Here is a 20,737-nt window from a genome sequence, read left to right as displayed (position 1 = left end):
CATTCCACGAATGCCGCTGTAGGAGCTTGCCTGCAAGCGATCCGAGCCTGAGCGAGGTAAGGATTCCAGAGGCGCATCTCGAATATGTACGAGAGCCAACTGGTTGGCAGAAGGCGGGTGGTTATTCTACAGGGACCATGCCAGCGGAGAGCTTTTCGGCCAACAAGTTGGCTCTCCTACAGCGGGCTATCGAGAGTGTTTTACCGACGCAAAAAAGGCCCGCCCGGGTTGCCGGGCGGGCCTTTTTGCGTCAGGCGTCAGGCGTCAGGCGCTTCATGCCTTCTTCAACATCCGATAGCCCCATAACAGCACCAGCGCGCCGACGATGGCGGTGACGAAGCTGCCCAGGCTGAAGCTGCCCACGGAGCCGCCGATACCGGTGATCGAGCCCAGCCAGCCGCCCACAAAGGCGCCGGCGATGCCGAGCAGGATGGTGACGATAAAGCCGCCGGGATCCTTGCCCGGCATGATCCATTTGGCCACGATGCCTGCGATCAGGCCGAAAACGATCCAGGACAGAATGCCCATTTGTCTCTCCTTGCTATTTCAATCATTGTCTTCAGGTCATAGATGCCAGAATCGGCGGCGTTTGTCGTTCGGTTATGTCGGTATGGGGGTAATATTTGGTAAAAGGGGGTACCGGATGCATAAGGTTGTGAATGACAGCAATTAGTGATGAACATGCTCGCCTTATTGATGCCTGGCTGGATCAGCAGTGGCTGGAAAAGGGGCTGAGTGAGCACAGTCTGAGCAATTACCGGCGGGATCTGCATCAGCTGTCTGCGTGGCTGCAGTCGCAGTCTGGCAGATTATTGACTTGCCAGCGGGCCGACCTGCAAGACTATCTGGCGTATCGGTTTTCACAGGGGCTGGCAGCCAGTTCGTCCGCTCGACAGTTGTCGGCGATCAAGGGGTTCTACCGCTGGCTCAAGCGGGAGGGGCGTATCGCCGAAGACCCGGCATTGCTGATCGAACGGCCGAAAACCGGCCGTCCTTTGCCCAAGACGCTGACCGAGGCCGATGTGGAGGCGCTGCTCAATGCGCCGGATCTGGATACCCCGCTGGGCCTGCGTGACCGAGCCATGCTGGAAGTGCTCTATGCCACCGGCTTGCGGGTCACCGAACTGGTCACCCTGACCCAGAGTCAGATCAACCCCCGTCAGGGGCTGGTACGGGTGATCGGCAAAGGAGACAAGGAGCGCCTGGTGCCGTTGGGCGAAGAGGCTTTGCACTGGCTGGTGCGCTACCTGCGCGAGGGGCGGCCGCTGCTACTCGGCAACGATCAGGAGCTGTTGTTTCCCAGTCAGCGTGGTACCTGCATGACTCGGCAGACCTTTTGGCACCGCATCAAGCAAATGGCCACAGTGGCAGGGGTGCAAAAAAGCCTGTCACCTCATACACTGCGCCATGCGTTTGCCACACATTTATTGAATCATGGCGCGGACTTGCGCGTGGTGCAGCTGTTGTTGGGGCACAGCGACCTTTCCACCACCCAGATTTACACCCATGTGGCGCAGCAGCGCTTACAGGATCTATACCAGAAACATCACCCGCGCTCGGGAACCTGATCGGCCAGCGGGGTTCTAATCAGGGAACATGAAGGAGTAACGACAGAATGAAAAAATGGTTTGTATTCGCCCTGATGGGGCTGGTCACCGCCTGTGGGGCAGAAACCGGGGAAACCGCGACAGCGGCAGCAGTCAACAACGCAGAGCCGGTTGCCAATGAGGGCAAGATCCGTGAAGTGATGGAAGAGGCCTTTGATGGCATCAAGATTTCTGCGGTACGTCCTTCTCCCATCGCCGGTGTGGTAGAGGTGGAAGTGCAGGGCCGTGACACCGTCTATGTCAGCAATGATGGCGGCTATGTGCTGGTGGGGAATCTGCTGCAGATCAAGGACGGCGAAGTGATTGATCCCGCCGAACAGCGCCTTGAGCAGGTGCGCATGGAAGGGATTTCCAAGCTGGATCTGTCCCAGATGATCACTTATCCGGCGGAAGACCAGAAGCACGAGATCTATGTGTTTACTGACATTACCTGTGGTTATTGCCGCAAGTTGCACCGTCATATCGAGGAATACAACGAGGAAGGTGTCACCGTGCATTATCTGGCCTTCCCCCGTGGTGGCCCTGCCGCCAAGTCTGCCGAGGCCATGCGCCATATCTGGTGTGCTGAAGACCCGGCCAAGGCGCTTACGGATGCCAAGCTCAATGACCAGATCAGCGAAGCGGAGCTGGGTGATTGTGCCAAGCCGGTGGATGCACAGTATGGTCTGGGGCTGAAGTTCGGTGTGCGCGGCACGCCGGCCATCTATACCACCGACGGCAAGCAGCTGGGTGGCTATGTGAGCCCTGACCAGCTGATGGACCGCCTCGACTAAAAGCCGCGTAAAATCTCTCTTCCAGGGCCCGCCAGTCAGCGTGAAACCGCCGGCTGGCGGGCCTTCTACATTGACTGCGACCGGCCGCCCCGTTAATGTGTCCGCCTTATTTTCACTCCGACCTGGTTCACAGATTCAGGTCTCGTCCAAGGTGCTGTCGTGGAAACCGATTTCCAGCGAATTCGTCGTTTGCCTCCCTATGTCTTCAATATCGTTGGAGAACTGAAGAAGGCTGCGCGAGCGCGGGGTGAGGACATCATCGATTTCGGTATGGGCAACCCGGATCAGCCCACTCCGAAGCATATCGTGGACAAGCTGACCGAGACGGTACAGCGCGGCGATACCCATCGTTATTCCCAGTCCCGCGGCATTCCGCGACTGCGCAAGGCGATCACTGACTGGTATCAGCGCCGCTACAATGTGGATCTGGATCCGGAATCCGAGGCCATTGTCACCATCGGTTCCAAGGAAGGCCTGGCCCACCTGGCGCTGGCGACGATGGGGCCCGGGGATACTGTGCTGGTGCCCAACCCCAGCTACCCGATTCACCCCTACGGTTTCGTGATCTCCAATGCGGATATCCGCCACGTGCCCATGGTGAAAGGGGTGGATTTCTTTGTGGAGCTGGAGCGCGCCATCAAGGAATCCTGGCCCAAGCCGAAGATGCTGGTGCTGAACTTCCCCGGTAACCCCACCGGCCAGTGTGTCGAGCTGGAGTTCTTCGAGAAGGTGGTGGCTATTGCCCGCGAGCACCAGATCTGGGTGGTGCATGATATTGCCTATGCCGACATCGTGTTTGACGGCTACAAGGCACCGTCCATTCTCGAAGTGGAAGGGGCCAAGGATGTGGCAGTGGAATTCTTTTCCCTGTCAAAGAGTTACAATATGCCCGGCTGGCGGGTGGGGTTCTGCTGCGGCAACCCGGAACTGATCAATGCGCTGGCGCGGATCAAGTCCTATCTGGATTACGGCACCTTTACGCCGATTCAGGTGGCGGCCATTGCGGCGCTGGAAGGGGATCAGAGCTGTGTCGGCGAGATCTGCGAGATGTATCGCAAGCGCCGGGATGTGCTGGTAGATGGCCTCGCCGAGATTGGCTGGCAGGTAGAGCGGCCGCGCGCCACTATGTTCGTGTGGGCGGAAATCCCGGAGCCCTACAGGGCCATGGGCTCACTGGAGTTCTCCAAGAAGCTCCTCACTGATGCTGGTGTGGCAGTCTCCCCAGGCGTCGGTTTTGGTGAATATGGCGATGATCATGTGCGCTTTGGCCTGATTGAAAATGAACAACGCACCCGGCAGGCGATCCGCGGCATCAAGAAGATGTTCCGCGACGATGGTCTGCTGGGCTGATGCGGTGGCCGCCTGAGCGGCTGCCGGTCGATTGAATTACATGCAATGAAACGAGGAAACGCTGTGGATCCAGTGAAGGTGGGTATTGCAGGTCTGGGCACTGTGGGCTCGGGCACCGTTAACGTGCTGAAGCGCAACGCACGGGATATTGCCCGTCGTGTGGGGCGCCCGATCGAGATTACCCATATTGGTGCCCGTCGCGACCATCCGGACTGTGACATCAGCGGTATTCGCGTTTCCCGTGATATTTTTGCGGTGGCCTCCGACCCGGACATCGATATCCTGGTGGAGCTGATCGGTGGTATCGATACCGCCCGTGAGCTGGTGCTCACCGCCATCAAGAACGGCAAGCATATTGTCACCGCCAACAAGGCGCTGATTGCCGAGCATGGCAACGAGATCTTCCAGGCGGCAGAAGCCAATGGCGTGGATGTGGCGTTCGAAGCTTCCGTGGCCGGCGGTATTCCGATTCTGAAATCCCTGGGCGAAGGTCTGGCGGCCAACCACGTGAACTGGCTGGCGGGCATCATCAACGGTACCGGCAATTTCATTCTCACCGAGATGGAAGAAGGGGCACGCGCCTTTTCCGATGTGCTGGATGAAGCCCAGAAGCTGGGCTATGCCGAAGCCGATCCCACCTTCGATGTGGAAGGCATTGATGCGGCCCACAAGCTGACCATCCTGGCCTCCATTGCCTTTGGTATTCCGCTGCAGTTCTCCAAGGTCTATACCGAGGGGATCAGCCGTATCACCATCGAAGACGTGGCCAGTGCGGCGCACTTCGGCTATCGCATCAAGCACCTGGGCATCGCCAAGGACACCGGTAACGGCATCGAGCTGCGCGTGCACCCGACTCTGATTCCGAAAGAAACCATGCTGTCCGCCGTGAATGGCGTGATGAACGCAGTAATGATCCACGGTGATGCCGTGGGCCCGACCATGTTCTACGGTGCCGGCGCCGGTGCCGAGCCCACCGCGTCTGCGGTGGTGGCGGATATCATCGAGCTGGGCCGTGCCCTGACCGTGGATCATGAAGAGCGGGTGCCTTATCTGGGCTTCCACACCGACCACATGTCTGACGACCCGATCCTGACCATCGACGATGTGGCCTGCAGCTTCTACCTGCGCCTGCACGTACAGGACAAGGCCGGGGTGCTGGCGGACATCACCCGGATCCTCAGCGACAATAATGTCAGCATTGATGCGCTGGTTCAGCGGGAAGTGGATCAGGGGCTGGTGCCCATCGTGATGATGACTCACCAGGTCCGCGAGGGCGACATGAACGCCGCGTTGAACAAGATCGCTGCCCTGGACACCGTGGATAGCGATATAATGCGCATCCGGGTAGAGACGCTGGACGCCTAAACGCCAGAGGCCTGACGCCAGACGCCTGACGCGGTAGAATGCGCCGTCCTGGCGTCCAGCCTCGGGCATCCGGCGTCAGGCTGGCTGACAAGAACACACACTTTCGAGAACAGCAGAGCCTGGCTTAGAGGCTGTGCATCAGAAGCAGAGACCAAACCCATGCCTTTTCGTGACCGTTACACCGGCCTGATCAACCGTTACCGCGACCACCTGCCGGTGAATGATGACACGCCGATCATCAGCCTGGGTGAAGGTAACACCCCGCTGATCCGCCTGAAGAACATCCCCAGGATGCTGGGCAAGGACGTGGATATCTACGTCAAATACGAAGGCCTGAACCCCACCGGTTCCTTCAAGGACCGCGGCATGACCATGGCGGTGACCAAGGCCGTGGAAGAGGGCAGCAATGCCATCATCTGTGCCTCCACCGGTAATACTTCCGCTGCGGCGGCTGCCTATGCTGCCCGTGCCGGCATCACCGCATTCGTGCTGATCCCGGAAGGCAAGATCGCCATGGGTAAGCTGGCCCAGGCAATGATGTACGGTGCCGTGATCATGCAGATCCGTGGCAACTTCGATCAGGGCATGGAGCTGGTCAAGCAGGTGGCTGAGAAGGCGCCGGTAACCATCGTGAACTCGGTGAACCCCTATCGTTTGCAGGGCCAGAAGTCTGCTGCCTTCGAAATCGTGGAAGAGCTGGGCCGTGCCCCGGATTTCCACTGTCTGCCTGTGGGTAACGCGGGCAATATCACCGCTCACTGGATGGGCTACAGCGAATACAAGAAAGCCGGTGTGGTGAACTCTGCGCCGAAGATGGTCGGTTATCAGGCTGAAGGCGCTGCACCGTTCATGCGTGGCGGCCCGGTGGCAGATCCCGAGACCGTGGCAACCGCTATCCGTATCGGTAACCCGCAGTCCTGGGACAAGGCCTGGGCCCTGCAGAAGGACTCCGGTGGCTGGTTCGATGAACTGACCGACAAGGAAATCCTGGCGGCCCAGAAGATGCTCGCCGAGAAAGAAGGCGTATTCTGTGAGCCCGCTTCCGCGGCCTCTCTGGGTGGCGCCATGCGCGACATCCTGAGCGGCAAGATTCCGGAAGGGTCTACCATCGTCTGCACCCTGACCGGTAACGGCCTGAAGGATCCGGATACCGCCATCGCGCAGTGTCAGGACAGCCGCATGGTGACTATCGATGCGGAACTGGAGGCGGTGAAAGGCGCCATCCTGTCCAATATGGAATAACAAAACGTTCGCTCAAAAAGGACGTTAACCCCCAAGGAGCGGGCCGGTTATTACCGGCCCGTTTTTTTGTCTCAGGAGACTACAACAGTGGAACTACAACCCTCTGACGCTGTGTTTCAGAGCTATGGGAGATGCTGCGCATCCGAGCATTTCTTCGAAGATTTCTATCGCATTTTTCAGGGCAAGAGCGATGAAGTGCGCAGTGTCTTTGTCAACACCGACATGGACGAGCAGCGCCGCTTGCTGCGGGCCGGGATCATGTGGTTGATCATGGTGGCTCGAGGTGCCTCGGACAACAAGCTGGCCCATCTGGGCAAGACCCATAACCGCGAGGGTTACAACATCCAGCCTTATCTCTATGAGTATTGGCTGGAAGCTCTGCTGGAAACCGTGGCCAAACATGACAAGCAGCACAGTGATGATCTGGGTCGTCACTGGCGCACCGTGCTGCAACCCAGCATCGACAAGATCCGCGGCGCCTACTGATTCCTCACTGTGATTTCCGGTCAGGGACGACCGTATCCTCCCTCCCTCTGGAGCCGCTCGGAGCTTATCCTTGTCTGTTGATTCGCGCGAGAGAGCTAGCCTCAAGCTACAAGCTAAAACGCGACTTGATGCCTCTGTGAGAGCTGTGCCGTGCCCGCGTCCATGACTTGGGCTCGCGGGCTCAGGGTCAGACCCGCACAGGCCTTGCCCGCGTTGTAGGTTGTAGCTTGAGGCTGACTTTCTTGGATTCCTGGGCTGTCAGGGATCATGATGAGGGAGTGGGTGAATTACGGAGAGATGCCATGACAAACCAGGTTACCGTCAACGGCTTCCGCCAGGATGAGGGCGGCGATTGGGTGATGGAATTGTCCTGTGGCCATCGCCAGCACGTCCGTCACCAACCCCCCTTTATCAATCGCCCCTGGGTCACTACCGCTGAAGGTCGGCTCCAGCATCTGGATATGGTGGTCACCTGTACCCAGTGCCAGCGGGGGATGCCGGTGCCTGGATGAACGCCAGACGCTGGATGCCTGACGCTAAACCCCTGAAGCAAACCCAAATACTTGCTATACCCCGCTGTAGGAGCTTGCCTGCAGGCGATCCGAGCCTAAGCGAGGTAGGGATTCCAGAAGCACATCTCGAAGATCGAACTCCAAATCTCTCCCCATGCTTCTGTTTTTGCCTTTAGAAACTCGCCTCTCGTCTTTTACCTCGCCAGGGCTCGGATCGCTTGCAGGCAAGCTCCTACAGCGGGTTGTAGCGGGGGTTTTACCGACGCAAAAAGGCCCGCCCGGGTTACCGGGCGGGCCTTTTTGCGTCAGGCGTCAGGCGTCAGGCGTCAGGCGTCAGGCGTCAGGCGTCAGGCGTCAGGCGTCAGGCGTCAGGCGTCAGGCGTCAGGCGTCAGGCGTCAGGCGTTCCGCAACCTCGTATGCTTGTTAATGGTGTGCTGCAGGCTGAACAGGGACGGCAGGTGGGGGCCGATGACGCCCTTGCCGGTGGTCAACAGGGCGCCGCTCAGATCCCGTTGCGGGTCGGCCCAGCAGTAGATGCTGATAAAGCCCAGGTGGCCAAACGCCTTCGGCGCGCCGGGGCCGAACATGCCCATGCCGCGGTTGCCGAGCATGAAGCCATTGGAGAAGTTCAGCGGCAGCATCAGGCTGCGGTCGAAGCGGGGGCGGTGCCAGGCGGGTTCCAGTGCCCGTGCCACGGTTTCCGGCTTGAAGATCTGCTGGCCGTTGTATTCACCGTTATTGAGTAGCATCTGGAAGAAGCGGCTGGCTTCTTCGGCGGTGGCATACAGGTTGCCGGCCGGCACGATGACATCCTGGAAGCGGTTATCGTTGGAGACGTCGACCACTTCATCGATGGTGCCGCCCACCGCATGGTTGAGGAACAGATCCACCACCTTGAAAGGGACCCCGGTGGAAACATCCATGGCCCGTTCCGGGCCGGTGCTACCGAAGGTGAAATACTTCATTCCCATGGGCTTTCTCACCACCCTGTCCAGGGTGGCATTGAGATCTTCCCCGGTGACCGCTTCCACCACCCGGCCGATAATAAAGCCGGCGGTGACCGCATGGTAGGCCTGGGTATTCAGGGTGGTGGGTTTGGCGGCACAGAGAATGTCGAAGATTTCCTCGGGGCGGAACAGCACGTCCGCTGACACCGGCTCCTGGGGGCGCGGGATGCCGGCCTGGTGAGTGAGCAGGTGCCGGATGGTGGTGCGGCCCTTGCCGTTCTGGCCGTACTTGGGCAGATAACGAGTGACCGGATCATCCAGATCCAGCTGCCCGGTTTCCACCAGGTGATGAATCATCATGGCAGCCACTACCTTGGAGGCAGAGAACAGGCATACCGGGGTATCCGGGGTCATGATGCGCTGACTTTCCGGGTCGGCGAAGCCGATGCTGCGGTTGATCATGATCTCGCCATGACGACGCAGGCACAGGCTCATGGCCGGGCTCATGCCTCCACGGTAGAGCTTGCGGGTCGCGCGCCAGATGGCTTCCACCTGTGCGGAGGCCATGCCGGTCTTTTCCAGCGGGGCTTCTTCACCTTGCCGGATCAGGCTGTCCAGGCTGCGGGGAATACGGTTGGCCTGCTTGCTGATCAGGCGACTGACACGGGGACGAAGAGCCATTTAAACCTCTGAAAAGTCGACGAAAGTGCACCGGTAAAACACAGTGTATCGGCTGCGGTCAGCTATTTTGCATGGCCCGTCGGCCCCTGCAATGGTCATGCGAGCCATCCGCCTGACGCAAAATCACAATCCGGATGGCCCAACGGGCAAGCGGCCATGGGTTACACTCAGCCTGTGGCTACAAGTTTTGCCGTTACGGAACCGGGACAATCCGGATAAAACAACAACCGCAACGTGCGTCGTTCACGCAGGAGGTAACCGTGACCACCATCAAACAGTCCGATTTCCAGAGCTTTGCCGAGTTTTACCCCTATTACCTGCAGGAACATGGCAACCCTACCTGCCGTCGGCTGCATTTCTTCGGCACTCTGGGGGTGTTGGCCATTCTACTGGGCGTGATTTACACCGGCACTCTGTCCGGGCTGATTCTGTTGCCCATCGTTGGCTATGGCTTTGCCTGGGTGGGACACTTCTTCTTCGAGAAGAATCGCCCGGCCACCTTCAAGCACCCCTGGTACAGCCTTGCTGGTGATTTTGTGATGTTCAAGGACATCCTTACAGGCCGTATCGCCTGGTAGGTAGTGGATTGTCGATGACCGCAGTAGAAATTTTCGTTCCGGGCCAGGCCAGGGAATCGTCGGCCGATTTGCCGGATCTGGACAGCAAGGCGAATATTGATGCCATGGTTCATGGTTTCTATCGTCGCTTGCTGGAGGATCCGGTGATGGCACCGGTATTCTTCGAGGTGGCGGGGATCGATCTCAACAAGCATCTGCCGATCATCTGCCAGTACTGGCACAAGATGCTGCTGGGGGACAGGGCTTATCAGCGGCACATGATGGAGAAACATCGTGCGCTGGATGACAAGCTGCCTTTGACTGGCGCCCATCACGAGCGTTGGCTGGGCCATTTCATGGCCAATCTGGAAGGGCGCTTTGCCGGCCCCAATACGGATCGGGCCCGCCGCCTGGCGGCGCGCATCATGGATAATCTTTACCTGCAGCTGCAGACCCGCCGCTCACGGGTAGGCTAGATCATCGGCACCAGCCAGTTGCCAAGCAGCAGGGCGCTGCCACCCAGATAGCAGCTGCGAATCAGTACCGGGTCGGATTGCAGGGCCTGACGGCGTAACTGGAAGTAAAGGCCTGCGCCGAGCAGACCCGCGGCCACCGCGATGACAGTAATCCACATCAAGAGCTGCATGTTTTTGTCCTTGTCGCTTCTCTCTTTGTGTCTTTTTAACGCTGCCTGACTGGCTGGTCAATGATCTGCCGCCTGTGCTGACAAGCGGCAGCAGTGTTTTGGCGTCGGGCATCAGGCGTCAGGCATCCAGCGTCTTATCCAATGATCCCCTGCGCCTGCAGGGTGTTGAATTCGTCTTCGCTGAGGCCCAGTTCGTCACGCAGGATGGCGGCATTGTGGCTGCCCACCTCACCACCGGGCCAGCGGGTTTCTCCGGGAGTGTCGGCCAGGCGCGGAGTGATGGCGGGGATCTTCAGGGGTTTGCCGTTGATTTCCACCTGCTGGAACAGCCCGCGGGCCTGGAAATGCGGGTCCTGCATCATGTCGGCCACCGAGTAGATCGGTCCGGACGGGACCCGTGCCTCTTCCAGGATAGCGAGTACCTGCTCACTGGGCAGGCTGCGGCACCAGCTGTCCAGGGCTTCATCAATGGCAGCTTCGTTTTCCACCCGGCCGGCATTGCTGGCCATGGCCGGATCCTCGGCCATGTCGGGGCGCCCGGCAGCGGTCATCAGCCGTTTGAAGATAGAGTCGCCATTGCCGCCGATGACCACAAACTTGCGATCAGCGCAGCGGTAGGTGTTGGTGGGTACGATGCCGGTGACGGTGGAGCCGGAAGGCTCGCGGATCACGCCAGCGCCATCAAATTCCGGGATCACCCCTTCCAGCAGATTGAACACCGACTCGAACAGGGCCACATCCACCACCTGGCCTTGCTTGCTGGACTGACGCTCGAACAGGGCGAGCAGGATGCCCAGCGCGGCGTGCAGGCCGGCAATGGTATCGCCCAGGGACAGGTTGGGGCGCACCGGACGTTCGTCGGGGAAGCCGTTCACATAGCGCAGGCCGCCAATGCCTTCACACACGGAGGCATAGCCGGGCTTGCTGGCGTAGGGGCCGGTCTGGCCGTAGCCGGAGATGCGGGTATAGACCAGCCCGGGATTGTCTTCGGCAAAGCTGTCAGGCCCCAGGCCCCAGTTTTCCATGGTGCCAGGACGGAAGTTTTCGATCACCACATCGGCCTTGGCCATCAGCTTGCGCACCAGCGCCTTGCCCTCATCGGTTTTCAGATCCAGGGTCACGGATTTCTTGTTGCGCCCCAAGCTGCGCCACCAGAATGAGGTGCCATCCTCATCCAGCTTGCGCCAGCCGCGAATGGGATCACCGCCGGGGGGTTCCACCTTCACCACATCTGCACCGAAATAGGCCAGCAGGGTGCCGGTGAAGGGGCCTGCCAGCAGTTGGCCGAGTTCGACGACCCGGATACCTTCCAGGGGCAGTCGGCGGGATGAGGTGTGGCTCATGATGTCTCCGTTGTATGTACCTTGTTTACGCTGCCAAGAGCCTAGCGGATTGTGCCCGCTGCTGGCAGTGACGTTTTCTGTCGAAAATCCCTATGGATAGGGTCATGGCTGGGCCCAGGCTAGTGGTTGGCACTATTTTCATGGCCCCTATACAATCCGCCGCCAGCCTTGAGGAAATGCCATGACCCCGGAACGTTATCGCCGCATCTGTGAGACCCTGGATCGCCGTCAGCCTGATCTGACCGTAATCATGGATGGGGTGCACAAACCCCACAATATTGCTGCCATCGTGCGTACCTGCGATGCGGTGGGGATTCTGGATGTGCATGCCATTCTGCCCAAAAACCGGGCCAGGGTGGCGGCGGGTACCGCCATGGGCTCCCAGCGCTGGGTCAAGGTGCACAAACACGAAGACAGCACGCCGGTGATTCGTGAACTGCAAGGGCAGGGCGTCCAGGTGCTGGCAGCACATCTGTCGGACACGGCGATTCCCTACCGGGAAGTGGATTACAGCAAGCCCACCGCATTGTTGCTGGGTACCGAAAAATTCGGGGTCAGTGATGAAGCTGCCGCGGCAGTGGACCAGCATGTGATCATTCCGATGATGGGCATGGTGGAGTCATTCAACGTGAGTGTGGCTGCCGCCATCATTCTTTCCGAGGCCTGTGAGCAGCGTCGCGCCAAGGGCTTCTATGAGCAGCCGCAGCTGGATCCTGCCCGTTACCAGGAACTGCTGTTCCGCTGGGGCCACGAAAAGATTGCCCGTTTGTGTGATGCCCACGGTGTGCCGTATCCGGAGCTTGACGAAGAGGGTCAGGTCAAGGACAGCGCCGCCCTCACGGCGCTGCTGCAGAAGAGCGACTGAGTGCTGGGGTCGGCTTTGCCTTGGGGGCATGGCTGACCTGCCAGTGAAAATCGCTGGCGCCGCCTTCTCCCACCCAGGCCGGAAACCACAGGGTGTTATCCATGGTGGCGTACCGCAGCCGGGTAATATCGATGCCCTGTGCCTTTGCCAGTGTCACCACGCGCTGTAATACCTTGCCGTGGTGAATCCGGTCGGGGCGATCGGTGGTGTCGATGATGGCCTGATGGATCAGCTTGTTGAAGGTCTCCCGGGGGATGCCGGAAAAATTCATCCGGTCCAGATCCGCAATGAAGGCATCTGCCAGTGCAGGTACGGTGGTAAAGCGTCCTTCATTGTTCAATGCCACCAGCCGCTTGTGCACCACCTCATCGTACTTTTTGAACGCACCTTCATCCTCCGCGGCTGCCAGTGCCACGATGGCTTCACCCAGGCTGTTCATATTGGCGTAGTCCAGTTTGGGAATAGCCCCCATCAGATCAATCACCGTGCGCGGCAGCCCGCTGCTCTGGAAACCCAGTCGAGGGGTAGCGCCGGGGTAGCGCTCGTACTCGGTGGTGCTGCTGGCATCATCTTCATAGAACATGTTCATGTTGACCCCATCCAGGAAGGCATCAAACAGGCCCTCGGGCACCACCGGCATATGGTTGCTGAAAAACATTTCCCAGCCCTGGTTGGAATCCATGTGCAGCCAGTCTCCCGGTAGCCGGGTGGCATTCATTCTCTGTTCGAATGCACTCATTTTTCCGTCTACCACACCGTACTCCTGTTGCCCGTACACGGACTGAAAGCTGACGCGGGCGCCTTCCAGGTTGTGGAAATCAATGGCGAAGTGAATGCGCGGTTCACGCAAGAACATGACGAAAAATTTCAGCACCTTGACGCTGCCGATGGCAAAGCGGGAAGGAATGGTGACGGACTGTTCGTAGAAATCCACCTGGAATTTCTGGCTGAAAAACGTCGGCATGAAGGCATACCAGATGCGGGCTTTCACCAGCATGGAGACACGCACCGGGCCATCCTTGACGGCAATCGGCGTGGCCTTGATGTTTTTGCGGGTATCCAGGTCAACACGCAGCTTCTGGTTGAGAATGCCGGTGCTGATGTTCACGTAGATATTGTCGAAGACGCTGGTGTCCTGATGGGGCCCCAGGCGCGGTGCCATGGAATGGATCTGGGTAAAATCATCCGGTTCGTAATCCAGATCCATCAGGGTGCTTTGCACATGGCCAGCGTCCAGATCGGCGCTGACATAATCCGCCCGGGAGCGTTCCGGGTTGTTGCGCACCAGATAAACATAGCGGGGTTGGTTGCGGGGTGATTCGAGGCGAATTTCCTGCAGGACTTCACCGCTTTCGAGTGGATGCTGACTTGCGGAATAGCGGGCATTTCCGCCATCGCGGAACATGAAAACCAGTTCGTCAAAATCGTCGAAGATGCCGGGTTTGCCTTCCGGTGGATGATCATTTTCCCCTTCGATCCAGATCAGACCGGTCTTGTCGAATTCATCAATCTGGAACGGGACAGGAATGAATTTGCCGGCGCGAACCGCCATGACGGACAGTTCCTCAATGGGAATGCCAAGATGACCGGGCAGCTCGAACCCCTTCATCTCCATGGGATAAAGATAGGTGAACTGGGTGGTGTCCAGTGCCTTGATGGTGGCGTCCAGCTGGGCGCTGGAAATCTTGCTCAGCCCGGGGGCCCACCGGCCCATGGCGCTGGGATCGGCTTTATAGAATTCAAGGAAATGCTGGAAATAGGCATCTGGCACTCCCTCTGTCCAGATCTCGCGTGCCTGGAGGGGGCTGCCAAGGCTGACCAGTAGCGTGATCAGTCCAGCCCATGCCTGTCTGGCGGTCATTTTGTTATTCTCTGCGACGTTTTTGGATAGGCGACGGAGCCAAGAGTATGACAAGCGACCCGAAAAGAGTAGGCCTCAACGCCTTGCACCAGCGGCTCCACCGCGTATTGCCCAACGTGAAACTGACTTGCCAGCCATTACCACAGACGCCGTCACTCAAGCTGTGGCTGCTGGATGAGCTGTTTCCCGAGCAGGCGCTGGAGCCGGGTATCGTTAACGCCATCATGGAGGAGCCTCCGTACTGGTCATTCTGCTGGGCATCAGGACAGGTATTGGCAGAGTATCTGATAGGCCATCCTCAGTGGGTGAAGGGGCGCTGTGTGGTGGATGTGGGGCCTGGCTCCGGCGTCGTTGCCATCGCCGCTGCCATGGCGGGGGCTCGCAAGGTGATCGCCTGCGATCTGGATGAGGATGCGTTAACGGCTACCGGGGTTAATGCCGAGGAAAACGGAGTTGTCATCGAACTCAGTCAGGATCTGGAAAGCGCACTTGAGGAAGCGGATCTGGTCACCGCGGCGGACATTCTCTACGACCGGGAGAACCTGCCTTTACTGGCCATGTTCCAGAAAGCGGAGCGGGTATTGTTAGCGGATTCCCGGGTGCCGGATCTTGACCCTGTGGGCTATCAATTACTGGGTGAGTGGCAGTCTTGCACCTGGCCGGATCTGGGCGAATCCAGTGAATACAATGGTGTCCGGCTGTTTGCTTCGGAACCGTAGCGAAAAATACCGGTCACAGATCACACGAGGCGAGAGCTATCGGTGTCGAGCTCCCTGGCTTGGCGCTGCCTCTACTTTCGTTATCGGGGGCAGCCGGGAGGTAACCTGGCCTGCTTTTCCTTAAGAACAGGAGGAACAAACATTGTTTAAGGCAAAACAATCCGTCCATTCTGCCGCATGGTTGCTGGCACTTCTGATGGTCTTTTTCTCGCCGGCCCATGCGGCCCTGCCTTCGACGACCGGGGAGGGGGATGCGCTACCTTCACTGGCGCCGATGCTGGAAGAGGCCTCGCCGGCCGTGGTCAACATCGCAGTTGAAACCCGTATCCGTGCGGCACGAAACCCGCTGATGGAAGACCCTTTTTTCCGGCGCTTTTTCAATATCCCGGAACAGCAACGTGAGCGCCGTGCCGCCAGTGCCGGTTCCGGTGTCATTGTGGATGCCAAAAACGGTTATGTGCTGACCAACGCTCACGTGGTAAAGAACGCTGACACCATCGAAGTGACTCTGACCGATGGCCGCGAACTGACCGCCGAGTTGGTCGGCACCGATGAGGAGGTGGATCTTGCCGTGCTCAAGCTGGAGGAAGCCCGTGATCTGACCCAGATCGCCATCGCCGATTCCACTACCCTGCGGGTGGGAGATTTTGTGGTGGCCATCGGCAATCCCTTCGGCCTGGGACAGACCGTGACCAGTGGTATCGTCTCTGCACTGGGCCGTTCCGGGCTGGGCATCGAAGGTTACGAAAGTTTTATCCAGACCGATGCCTCCATCAACCCGGGTAACTCTGGCGGCGCCCTGGTGAATCTGCGCGGTGAGCTGGTGGGTATCAACACGGCCATTCTGGCACCGGCGGGCGGCAATGTGGGCATTGGCTTTGCCATCCCCACGGAGATGGCCGAGAACGTGATGCACCAGCTGATTGAACACGGCGAGGTGCGGCGCGGTATGCTGGGTGTCACCATTCAGGATCTTACCGCGGAGCTGGCGGAGGCCTTTGGTGTAGAGCGCCAGCGCGGCGTGGTAATCACCCAGGTGGTGGAAGACAGTGCGGCTGACAAGGCCGGCCTCAAGAGCGGTGACGTGGTGGTGGCGGTGGATGACCGCCCGGTGAATCGCGCTTCTGATCTGCGTAACAAGGTGGGCATGTCGCCGGTGGGCGAGAAGGTGAAACTGAGCATTCTGCGTGACGGCAAAAAGAAAACTGTCACCGCAGTGATCAGTGAGTCCACCCAGGAAACCGCCGGTGGTGAAGCGGTGTCCCGGCATCTGCAAGGTGCCAGCCTGCGTGACCTGCGCAAGGGCGAACTGCAGAATGCCGATCATGGAGTGTTGGTGGATAACGTGGAACAGGGTTCCCCCGCCTGGCGTGCCGGTCTGCGTCAGGGCGATGTGATCATCAACGCCAATCGCCAGGACGTGGCGAGCATGGATGAGCTGCAGGATGCCATCAAGGACAAGGATGCAGCCCTGTTGTTGCGCATTAACCGCAATGGCGGTGTGTTCTTTGTGGTGGTACGTTAAAAGCTTGAACCGCAGGCCTGTCTGACAGGCCTGCGGCCAGGATGCTTTTTTCAGCAAGGGAGTGTGGGCATGAAAGTAGTAACACCGTTTCTGGGCACAATGCTGATGGCGGTTGCAGCCCCGGTGCTGGCCAATGACATCGAAGGAATCATCGAGTCCGTGGACAGCGAAGAAGAGACTTTTGTGGTCCAGGGAATCACTTTCGAGACTGGCGCCACCACCTTTTATGATGACGGACTCAAGGAGTTCAGTGATCTCCATGAAGGGATCAGGGTTGAGGTGGATTTCCAGTATCAGGATGGCCGTCACGTGGCGACCCAGATAGAACGGGAAGACCCCGACCATTGAGGTGCTTTGTGGCCTCGCTCTTAGCCACGGGCTTCAGTCGAATTGCCCGTGGCGCCCTTCACCCTTGCTGAATCGTTGCGCGCCAGCGAGAGCTTCCTCGAATACCACCGGATAACCCCCGGCCCCTTCCTGCTGTAGCGCGAGAGCTTCCGGTAACTGCCACTGTTGCAGGGCGGAGTGGCGATCTGCGCGCAGGCAGCGTTGTGGAAAAGCGGCGATCTGTTGTGCCATCTCCATTGCCACCTCCAGCGCCTTGCCGTTTTCTGCAACACGATTTGCCAGCCCGAACGAGAGTGCCTCCGTGGCCTCCACTGGCCGACCGGTGAGGATCATGTCTATAGCGTGGCTCTGACCGATCAGGCGGGGCAGGCGAACTGTGCCACCGTCGATCAATGGCACCCCCCAGCGCCGGCAGAAGACGCCGAACACGGCGTTTTGCTCAGCCACTCTCATATCACACCACAAGGCCAGCTCCAGCCCGCCGGCCACGGCATAACCGGTGACGGCTGCGATCACCGGCTTGCTCAGTTGCAGCCGTGTTGGCCCCATCGGCCCGGGGCCGACACCTTCCGCATCAATTTGATTGCGTCGCTGCTGATCGGACAGGGCGGCCAGATCGGCGCCGGCACAGAAATTACCGCCGGCGCCCTGCAGTACGGCGACGCACAGACTGTCGTCCCGCTCAAAATCCTCGAAGGCGTGCCGTAATGCATCGGCGGTGGGGCGGTCGACGGCATTGCGCACATCCGCACGGTTAAGGGTAACCACCAAAATGCTGCCATGGCGTTCGGTCAGTACGGTCGGCGCGTTCATTGCTGCTATCCTGTGATCAGTGAATCGAAACCCTTTGGCCAGTTTAGCAAGGTGAGCCCGTGATGCAGTATCAAGCGACTTATGAGCCGGAAACCCTGACAAGAGATCAGCTGGACGCCCTTGAGGGGCTGGTTGTGGTGGAGTTCGGCACCAACTGGTGCGGCCATTGCCAGGCGGCCCAGAGCGGCATCGAGCAGACAATTGCTGCACTTCCGCAAGGCCGGCATATCAAGGTGGAAGACGGGCCTGGTCGCCGCCTTGGGCGCAGTTTCCGGGTCAAGCTGTGGCCGACACTCATTGTCATGAAAGAGGGGCAGGAGCTGACCCGGGCGGTACGCCCGGACAAGGCCGCACTGGAAGCGCTGACGGCGGCGGTCAGCTAATCGTGAGCACCACCTTGCCGATGGTGCGTCCGGATTGGAGTAGCGCCAGCGCTTCATGAGCCTCGCCGAAATCGAACTGGTGGCACACATGGGGCGGCGCAATGGCGATGCCGGCAAGTTCGTCCAGCAACTCACGCATGGCGCCTTTCTGCTCCCAAAGCCAGATCAGGTTGAAGGCCAGCACCGAGCGGTTGCTGCTGATCATGTCCATCACGTCGTAGCGGGGCCGCTTCAGGTAGCGCCATAGTGCGCGCAGGTAATCGGGCCGCTTTCCCGCCGGGGTGAACTCGGCGGCACCAAACACCACCAGCCGGCCCATGGGATTGAGGGCCTCGAAACTGGCTTTCTGTATGTCGCCACCAATGGCGTCCAGTACCAGATCGAAGTGCCGATCGTCGCGCTGTAACTGCTGGCGAAAATCCTTCTCCCGAACCAGTACCCGCGCAAAGCCCTGCTGTTGTAACCAGTGCGCCTTGTCCTCGCTGCTGACAGTGCCGGTGGCGCTGGCGCCGAGCGCCTCGCACAGTTTCATGGCCTGCAGCCCCACACCGCCGGCAGCACTGTGGACCAGTACCTGATGACCTTCCTGCACGGCACCCAGTCGGGTAAGTGCGTACCAGGCAGTGAGGGTCTGTACTGCCCAGGCCGCTCCCTGGGCGGCACTCCAGGCGGCGGGCAAAGGCATCAGATAATCCGGGTCGCTGTCGATCTGCGAGCAATAGCCGCCAAAGCGGGTGACCCCCATGACCCGGTCCCCGGGACGAAACTGATGACAGCGTGACCCCACCTCGATGACTTCGCCGGCAAACTCCAGCCCGGGAGTAAAAGGGCCTTCCGGGGTGGCCGAATAGAGGCCGGTGAGGGCAAAGATATCGGCAAAGTTCAAGCCGACGGCCTGAACACGAACGCGGACATTGTCTTCTGGTAGGGGGCCGGGTTCCCGTTGTTGCAAGGTCAGCCTGGACAGATTGCCTGCCTTGGGAGTGTGCCAGTAACGGATCATGGTCGGGCTCATCTGGGGTGAAGCCGCAAGACTAGCAAAGCCAGCAGAAAAGTGCCGGGAAATGACCAGGCGGGCCGGACGGCCCGCCTGGGTATCGGAGAGTTAAAGCGCCTGTTGAACAGCCTTGTCTGCGCTGAGGTTGCCGCCACCGGTGATGGCCAGGGAGATCGTCGCGGCCAGCAGTGCCAGCCCGAACTCGTAGCCGTTGTCGCTCATGAACAGTCCGTTGCCGATGTGCACGGTGAGGATGGCCATGACCATGGTGAACGCGGTGACCAGTGCGGCAGGGCGAACCAGCAGGCCAATCAACAGCGCCAGGCCGCCGAAAAACTCGCCGCTACCGGCCAGCAGGGCCATCAGGTAGCCGGGCTCCAGGCCGATGGAGGCCATCCACTGGCCGGTGCCTTCCAGGCCGTAGCCGCCAAACCAGCCGAACAGTTTCTGGGCGCCATGGGCCATGAAGATAATGCCCACCGGCAGGCGCAGGGCAAGGGGGCCCCAGCTGGACTGGGTCTGGGTCAGGGTCTTGATCAGATTCTTCATGGCAGGTTCCTCAAGTCTTTATCAGGGAGTGGCGTTGTGCCGCGTCTTGAGAAGTATTAAACCGATTCAACGGTTTGTGATAAATGCGTCAAATTATTGCTTTAAGATCAGAAAAATTGATGTTTTGGGCTGTGGCTAATGCTAACGTATTAGGCTTTATCGCAGGGGAGATAACGCCTTGAACAATCCGGATCTGGCCAAACTGATTTTACGCCTTACTGCAGGGATACTGATGCTGCTGCATGGCATTGGCAAGCTGTATTCCGGGGTCGGCTGGATCGCCCATGAGCTTGCTTCACATAACTTGCCGGGCTTTCTGGCTTACGGGGTGTTCATCGGTGAAATCATTGCCCCCTTGATGGTGATCATCGGCCTGCATACCCGGGTGGGGGCGGTGCTGATGGCGGGGAACATGCTGGTGGCCATTGTGCTGGTGCACATGGGGCAGATCTTTTCCCTGACCAGTAACGGTGGCTGGACACTGGAATTGCAGGGGTTCTTCCTGTTCACCTCGCTGGCGATCTTCTTCCTCGGCGCCGGGCGTTATGCGGTGAAGAACTAAAGCTGCGAGCGGTGAGCTTCGAGCTTCGAGCGAAACAAAAAAACCTTCACTGCGCTCGGTGAGAGCGCGATCTCGGGCCAGGATCAAAAGCATTTTCACCACAGAGGGCACAGAGTTCACAGAGATTAAGAACTTCTTTTCTCAGTGATCTCTGTGCCCTCTGTGGTAAATATTTCTTTTAAATGGTTGGGGGCTGGGGCTCAGCCCGGCAGGCGGTTCTTTTCTGCGATCTGGCCGTTGAGGGTCAGGAAGTCATAGAGGATCCCGAGGCCGAACAAGCCCACCGTCAGCAGGTAGATAATCCCGGTGAACACCTTGCCCATGTAGAAGCGGTGAATGCCGAAGATGCCCAGGAAGGTGAGCAGGATCCACGCCACGTTGTAGTCGATACTGCCGGCTTCGTACTTTGCATCGGCCGCTTCATCCATCCCGGGAATCAGGAACAGATCGATGATCCAGCCGATGAAGAACAGGCCGAGAGTAAAGAACCAGATGGTGCCGGTGATCTGCTTGCCATAATAGAACCGGTGGGCGCCCATGAACCCGAAGATCCACAGTAGATAGCCAATTACCTTGCTGTGCGTGTCCTGATTCTGCATCTCGAT

General features: G+C 59.1%; 24 protein-coding genes. 15 read left to right on the top strand and 9 right to left on the bottom strand.

Going from position 1 to position 20,737, the window contains the following annotated elements; translation table 11 throughout:
• Positions 1–273: 273 nt before the first annotated feature.
• Positions 274–528 (bottom strand): GlsB/YeaQ/YmgE family stress response membrane protein, encoded by a 255-nt coding sequence (locus MWU49_RS05000; RefSeq protein ID WP_246968930.1) that lies wholly within the window; start codon positions 526–528, stop codon positions 274–276.
• Between the two features lie 131 nt (positions 529–659).
• Between MWU49_RS05000 and xerD the strand changes: the two genes are divergently transcribed.
• From xerD to MWU49_RS04965, 7 genes are all read left to right on the top strand, one after another.
• Positions 660–1,568 carry a site-specific tyrosine recombinase XerD gene (gene xerD / locus MWU49_RS04995; protein WP_246968927.1) on the top strand — a complete coding sequence of 303 codons (909 nt, stop codon included), beginning with the start codon at positions 660–662 and terminating at the stop codon, positions 1,566–1,568.
• A 47-nt stretch (positions 1,569–1,615) separates the two neighbouring features.
• Entirely contained in the window at positions 1,616–2,380 is a 765-nt protein-coding gene (locus MWU49_RS04990; RefSeq protein ID WP_246968924.1) for a DsbC family protein, read from the top strand.
• 159 nt (positions 2,381–2,539) lie between these two features.
• Entirely contained in the window at positions 2,540–3,730 is a 1,191-nt protein-coding gene (alaC, locus tag MWU49_RS04985; RefSeq protein WP_246968922.1) for an alanine transaminase, read from the top strand.
• Positions 3,731–3,793: 63 nt separating this feature from the next.
• Positions 3,794–5,095 (top strand): homoserine dehydrogenase, encoded by a 1,302-nt coding sequence (locus MWU49_RS04980; protein ID WP_246968920.1) that lies wholly within the window; start codon positions 3,794–3,796, stop codon positions 5,093–5,095.
• Positions 5,096–5,254: 159 nt separating this feature from the next.
• Entirely contained in the window at positions 5,255–6,337 is a 1,083-nt protein-coding gene (thrC, locus tag MWU49_RS04975) for a threonine synthase (RefSeq protein WP_246968918.1), read from the top strand.
• Between the two features lie 87 nt (positions 6,338–6,424).
• Positions 6,425–6,823, top strand: a complete 399-nt coding sequence (locus tag MWU49_RS04970) for a globin (protein WP_246968916.1) — start codon at positions 6,425–6,427, stop codon at positions 6,821–6,823.
• A gap of 302 nt (positions 6,824–7,125) precedes the next feature.
• Positions 7,126–7,335, top strand: a complete 210-nt coding sequence (locus tag MWU49_RS04965; RefSeq protein ID WP_246968914.1) for a DUF3565 domain-containing protein — start codon at positions 7,126–7,128, stop codon at positions 7,333–7,335.
• Between the two features lie 396 nt (positions 7,336–7,731).
• Here the strand turns inward: MWU49_RS04965 and MWU49_RS04960 are convergent, their stop codons facing one another.
• Positions 7,732–8,964, bottom strand: coding sequence for a serine hydrolase domain-containing protein (locus tag MWU49_RS04960; protein WP_246968912.1), 1,233 nt, complete (start codon positions 8,962–8,964; stop codon positions 7,732–7,734).
• 260 nt (positions 8,965–9,224) lie between these two features.
• Between MWU49_RS04960 and MWU49_RS04955 the strand changes: the two genes are divergently transcribed.
• Together MWU49_RS04955 and MWU49_RS04950 are read left to right on the top strand one after the other, a co-directional pair.
• Positions 9,225–9,542 carry a DUF962 domain-containing protein gene (locus MWU49_RS04955; RefSeq protein ID WP_246968910.1) on the top strand — a complete coding sequence of 106 codons (318 nt, stop codon included), beginning with the start codon at positions 9,225–9,227 and terminating at the stop codon, positions 9,540–9,542.
• A 14-nt stretch (positions 9,543–9,556) separates the two neighbouring features.
• Positions 9,557–9,997: a group III truncated hemoglobin gene (locus MWU49_RS04950; RefSeq protein ID WP_246968907.1), complete on the top strand. Its 441-nt coding sequence runs from the start codon at positions 9,557–9,559 to the stop codon at positions 9,995–9,997.
• Here the strand turns inward: MWU49_RS04950 and MWU49_RS04945 are convergent.
• Positions 9,994–10,167, bottom strand: coding sequence for a hypothetical protein (locus MWU49_RS04945; protein WP_246968904.1), 174 nt, complete (start codon positions 10,165–10,167; stop codon positions 9,994–9,996). The genes MWU49_RS04950 and MWU49_RS04945 overlap by 4 nt on opposite strands.
• Positions 10,168–10,301: 134 nt before the next feature.
• Positions 10,302–11,510, bottom strand: coding sequence for a CaiB/BaiF CoA-transferase family protein (locus MWU49_RS04940; RefSeq protein ID WP_246968901.1), 1,209 nt, complete (start codon positions 11,508–11,510; stop codon positions 10,302–10,304).
• Between the two features lie 181 nt (positions 11,511–11,691).
• On the opposite strand from MWU49_RS04940, the gene trmH reads away from it, so the two are divergent.
• Positions 11,692–12,375 (top strand): tRNA (guanosine(18)-2'-O)-methyltransferase TrmH, encoded by a 684-nt coding sequence (gene trmH / locus MWU49_RS04935; protein ID WP_246968898.1) that lies wholly within the window; start codon positions 11,692–11,694, stop codon positions 12,373–12,375.
• Here the strand turns inward: trmH and MWU49_RS04930 are convergent.
• Positions 12,347–14,236 (bottom strand): hypothetical protein, encoded by a 1,890-nt coding sequence (locus tag MWU49_RS04930; protein WP_246968896.1) that lies wholly within the window; start codon positions 14,234–14,236, stop codon positions 12,347–12,349. The two genes, trmH and MWU49_RS04930, sit on opposite strands and share 29 nt — an antisense overlap.
• 47 nt (positions 14,237–14,283) lie before the next feature.
• On the opposite strand from MWU49_RS04930, the gene MWU49_RS04925 reads away from it, so the two are divergent.
• The 3 genes from MWU49_RS04925 (at position 14,284) to MWU49_RS04915 (ending at position 16,828) form a co-directional block, all read left to right on the top strand.
• The gene (locus MWU49_RS04925) at positions 14,284–14,955 is read left to right on the top strand and encodes a 50S ribosomal protein L11 methyltransferase (RefSeq protein WP_246968894.1); all 672 of its coding nucleotides are present in this window, start codon (positions 14,284–14,286) and stop codon (positions 14,953–14,955) included.
• A gap of 196 nt (positions 14,956–15,151) precedes the next feature.
• Positions 15,152–16,480, top strand: a complete 1,329-nt coding sequence (locus tag MWU49_RS04920; RefSeq protein WP_246970719.1) for a DegQ family serine endoprotease — start codon at positions 15,152–15,154, stop codon at positions 16,478–16,480.
• A gap of 69 nt (positions 16,481–16,549) precedes the next feature.
• Positions 16,550–16,828: a DUF5666 domain-containing protein gene (locus tag MWU49_RS04915; protein ID WP_246968892.1), complete on the top strand. Its 279-nt coding sequence runs from the start codon at positions 16,550–16,552 to the stop codon at positions 16,826–16,828.
• Positions 16,829–16,861: 33 nt separating this feature from the next.
• Here the strand turns inward: MWU49_RS04915 and MWU49_RS04910 are convergent, their stop codons facing one another.
• Positions 16,862–17,641, bottom strand: a complete 780-nt coding sequence (locus MWU49_RS04910) for a crotonase/enoyl-CoA hydratase family protein (protein ID WP_246968890.1) — start codon at positions 17,639–17,641, stop codon at positions 16,862–16,864.
• Positions 17,642–17,703: 62 nt separating this feature from the next.
• On the opposite strand from MWU49_RS04910, the gene MWU49_RS04905 reads away from it, so the two are divergent.
• On the top strand, positions 17,704–18,024 hold the full coding sequence (locus MWU49_RS04905; RefSeq protein WP_246970717.1) for a thioredoxin family protein: 321 nt from the start codon (positions 17,704–17,706) through the stop codon (positions 18,022–18,024).
• Here MWU49_RS04905 and MWU49_RS04900 read toward each other — a convergent pair.
• Both MWU49_RS04900 and MWU49_RS04895 read right to left on the bottom strand, forming a co-directional pair.
• Positions 18,017–19,027, bottom strand: a complete 1,011-nt coding sequence (locus MWU49_RS04900; protein ID WP_246968888.1) for a zinc-binding dehydrogenase — start codon at positions 19,025–19,027, stop codon at positions 18,017–18,019. The two genes, MWU49_RS04905 and MWU49_RS04900, sit on opposite strands and share 8 nt — an antisense overlap.
• Before the next feature lie 102 nt (positions 19,028–19,129).
• On the bottom strand, positions 19,130–19,570 hold the full coding sequence (locus MWU49_RS04895; protein WP_246968886.1) for a DoxX family protein: 441 nt from the start codon (positions 19,568–19,570) through the stop codon (positions 19,130–19,132).
• A 178-nt stretch (positions 19,571–19,748) separates the two neighbouring features.
• Between MWU49_RS04895 and MWU49_RS04890 the strand changes: the two genes are divergently transcribed.
• A complete protein-coding gene (locus MWU49_RS04890; protein ID WP_246968884.1) occupies positions 19,749–20,132 on the top strand; it encodes a DoxX family protein in 384 nt (127 codons plus the stop codon).
• A 200-nt stretch (positions 20,133–20,332) separates the two neighbouring features.
• On the opposite strand, the gene MWU49_RS04885 is transcribed toward MWU49_RS04890, so the two are convergent.
• On the bottom strand, positions 20,333–20,731 hold the full coding sequence (locus MWU49_RS04885; protein WP_246968881.1) for a TM2 domain-containing protein: 399 nt from the start codon (positions 20,729–20,731) through the stop codon (positions 20,333–20,335).
• Positions 20,732–20,737 lie beyond the last annotated feature (6 nt).

Origin of the sequence: Alcanivorax sp. S6407 (genome assembly GCF_023016115.1) — a bacterium.
Taxonomy (GTDB): domain Bacteria; phylum Pseudomonadota; class Gammaproteobacteria; order Pseudomonadales; family Alcanivoracaceae; genus Alcanivorax.
The sequence above is the reverse complement of the archived record's forward strand: the minus strand, read 5'-3'. Positions and strand labels throughout refer to the sequence as shown.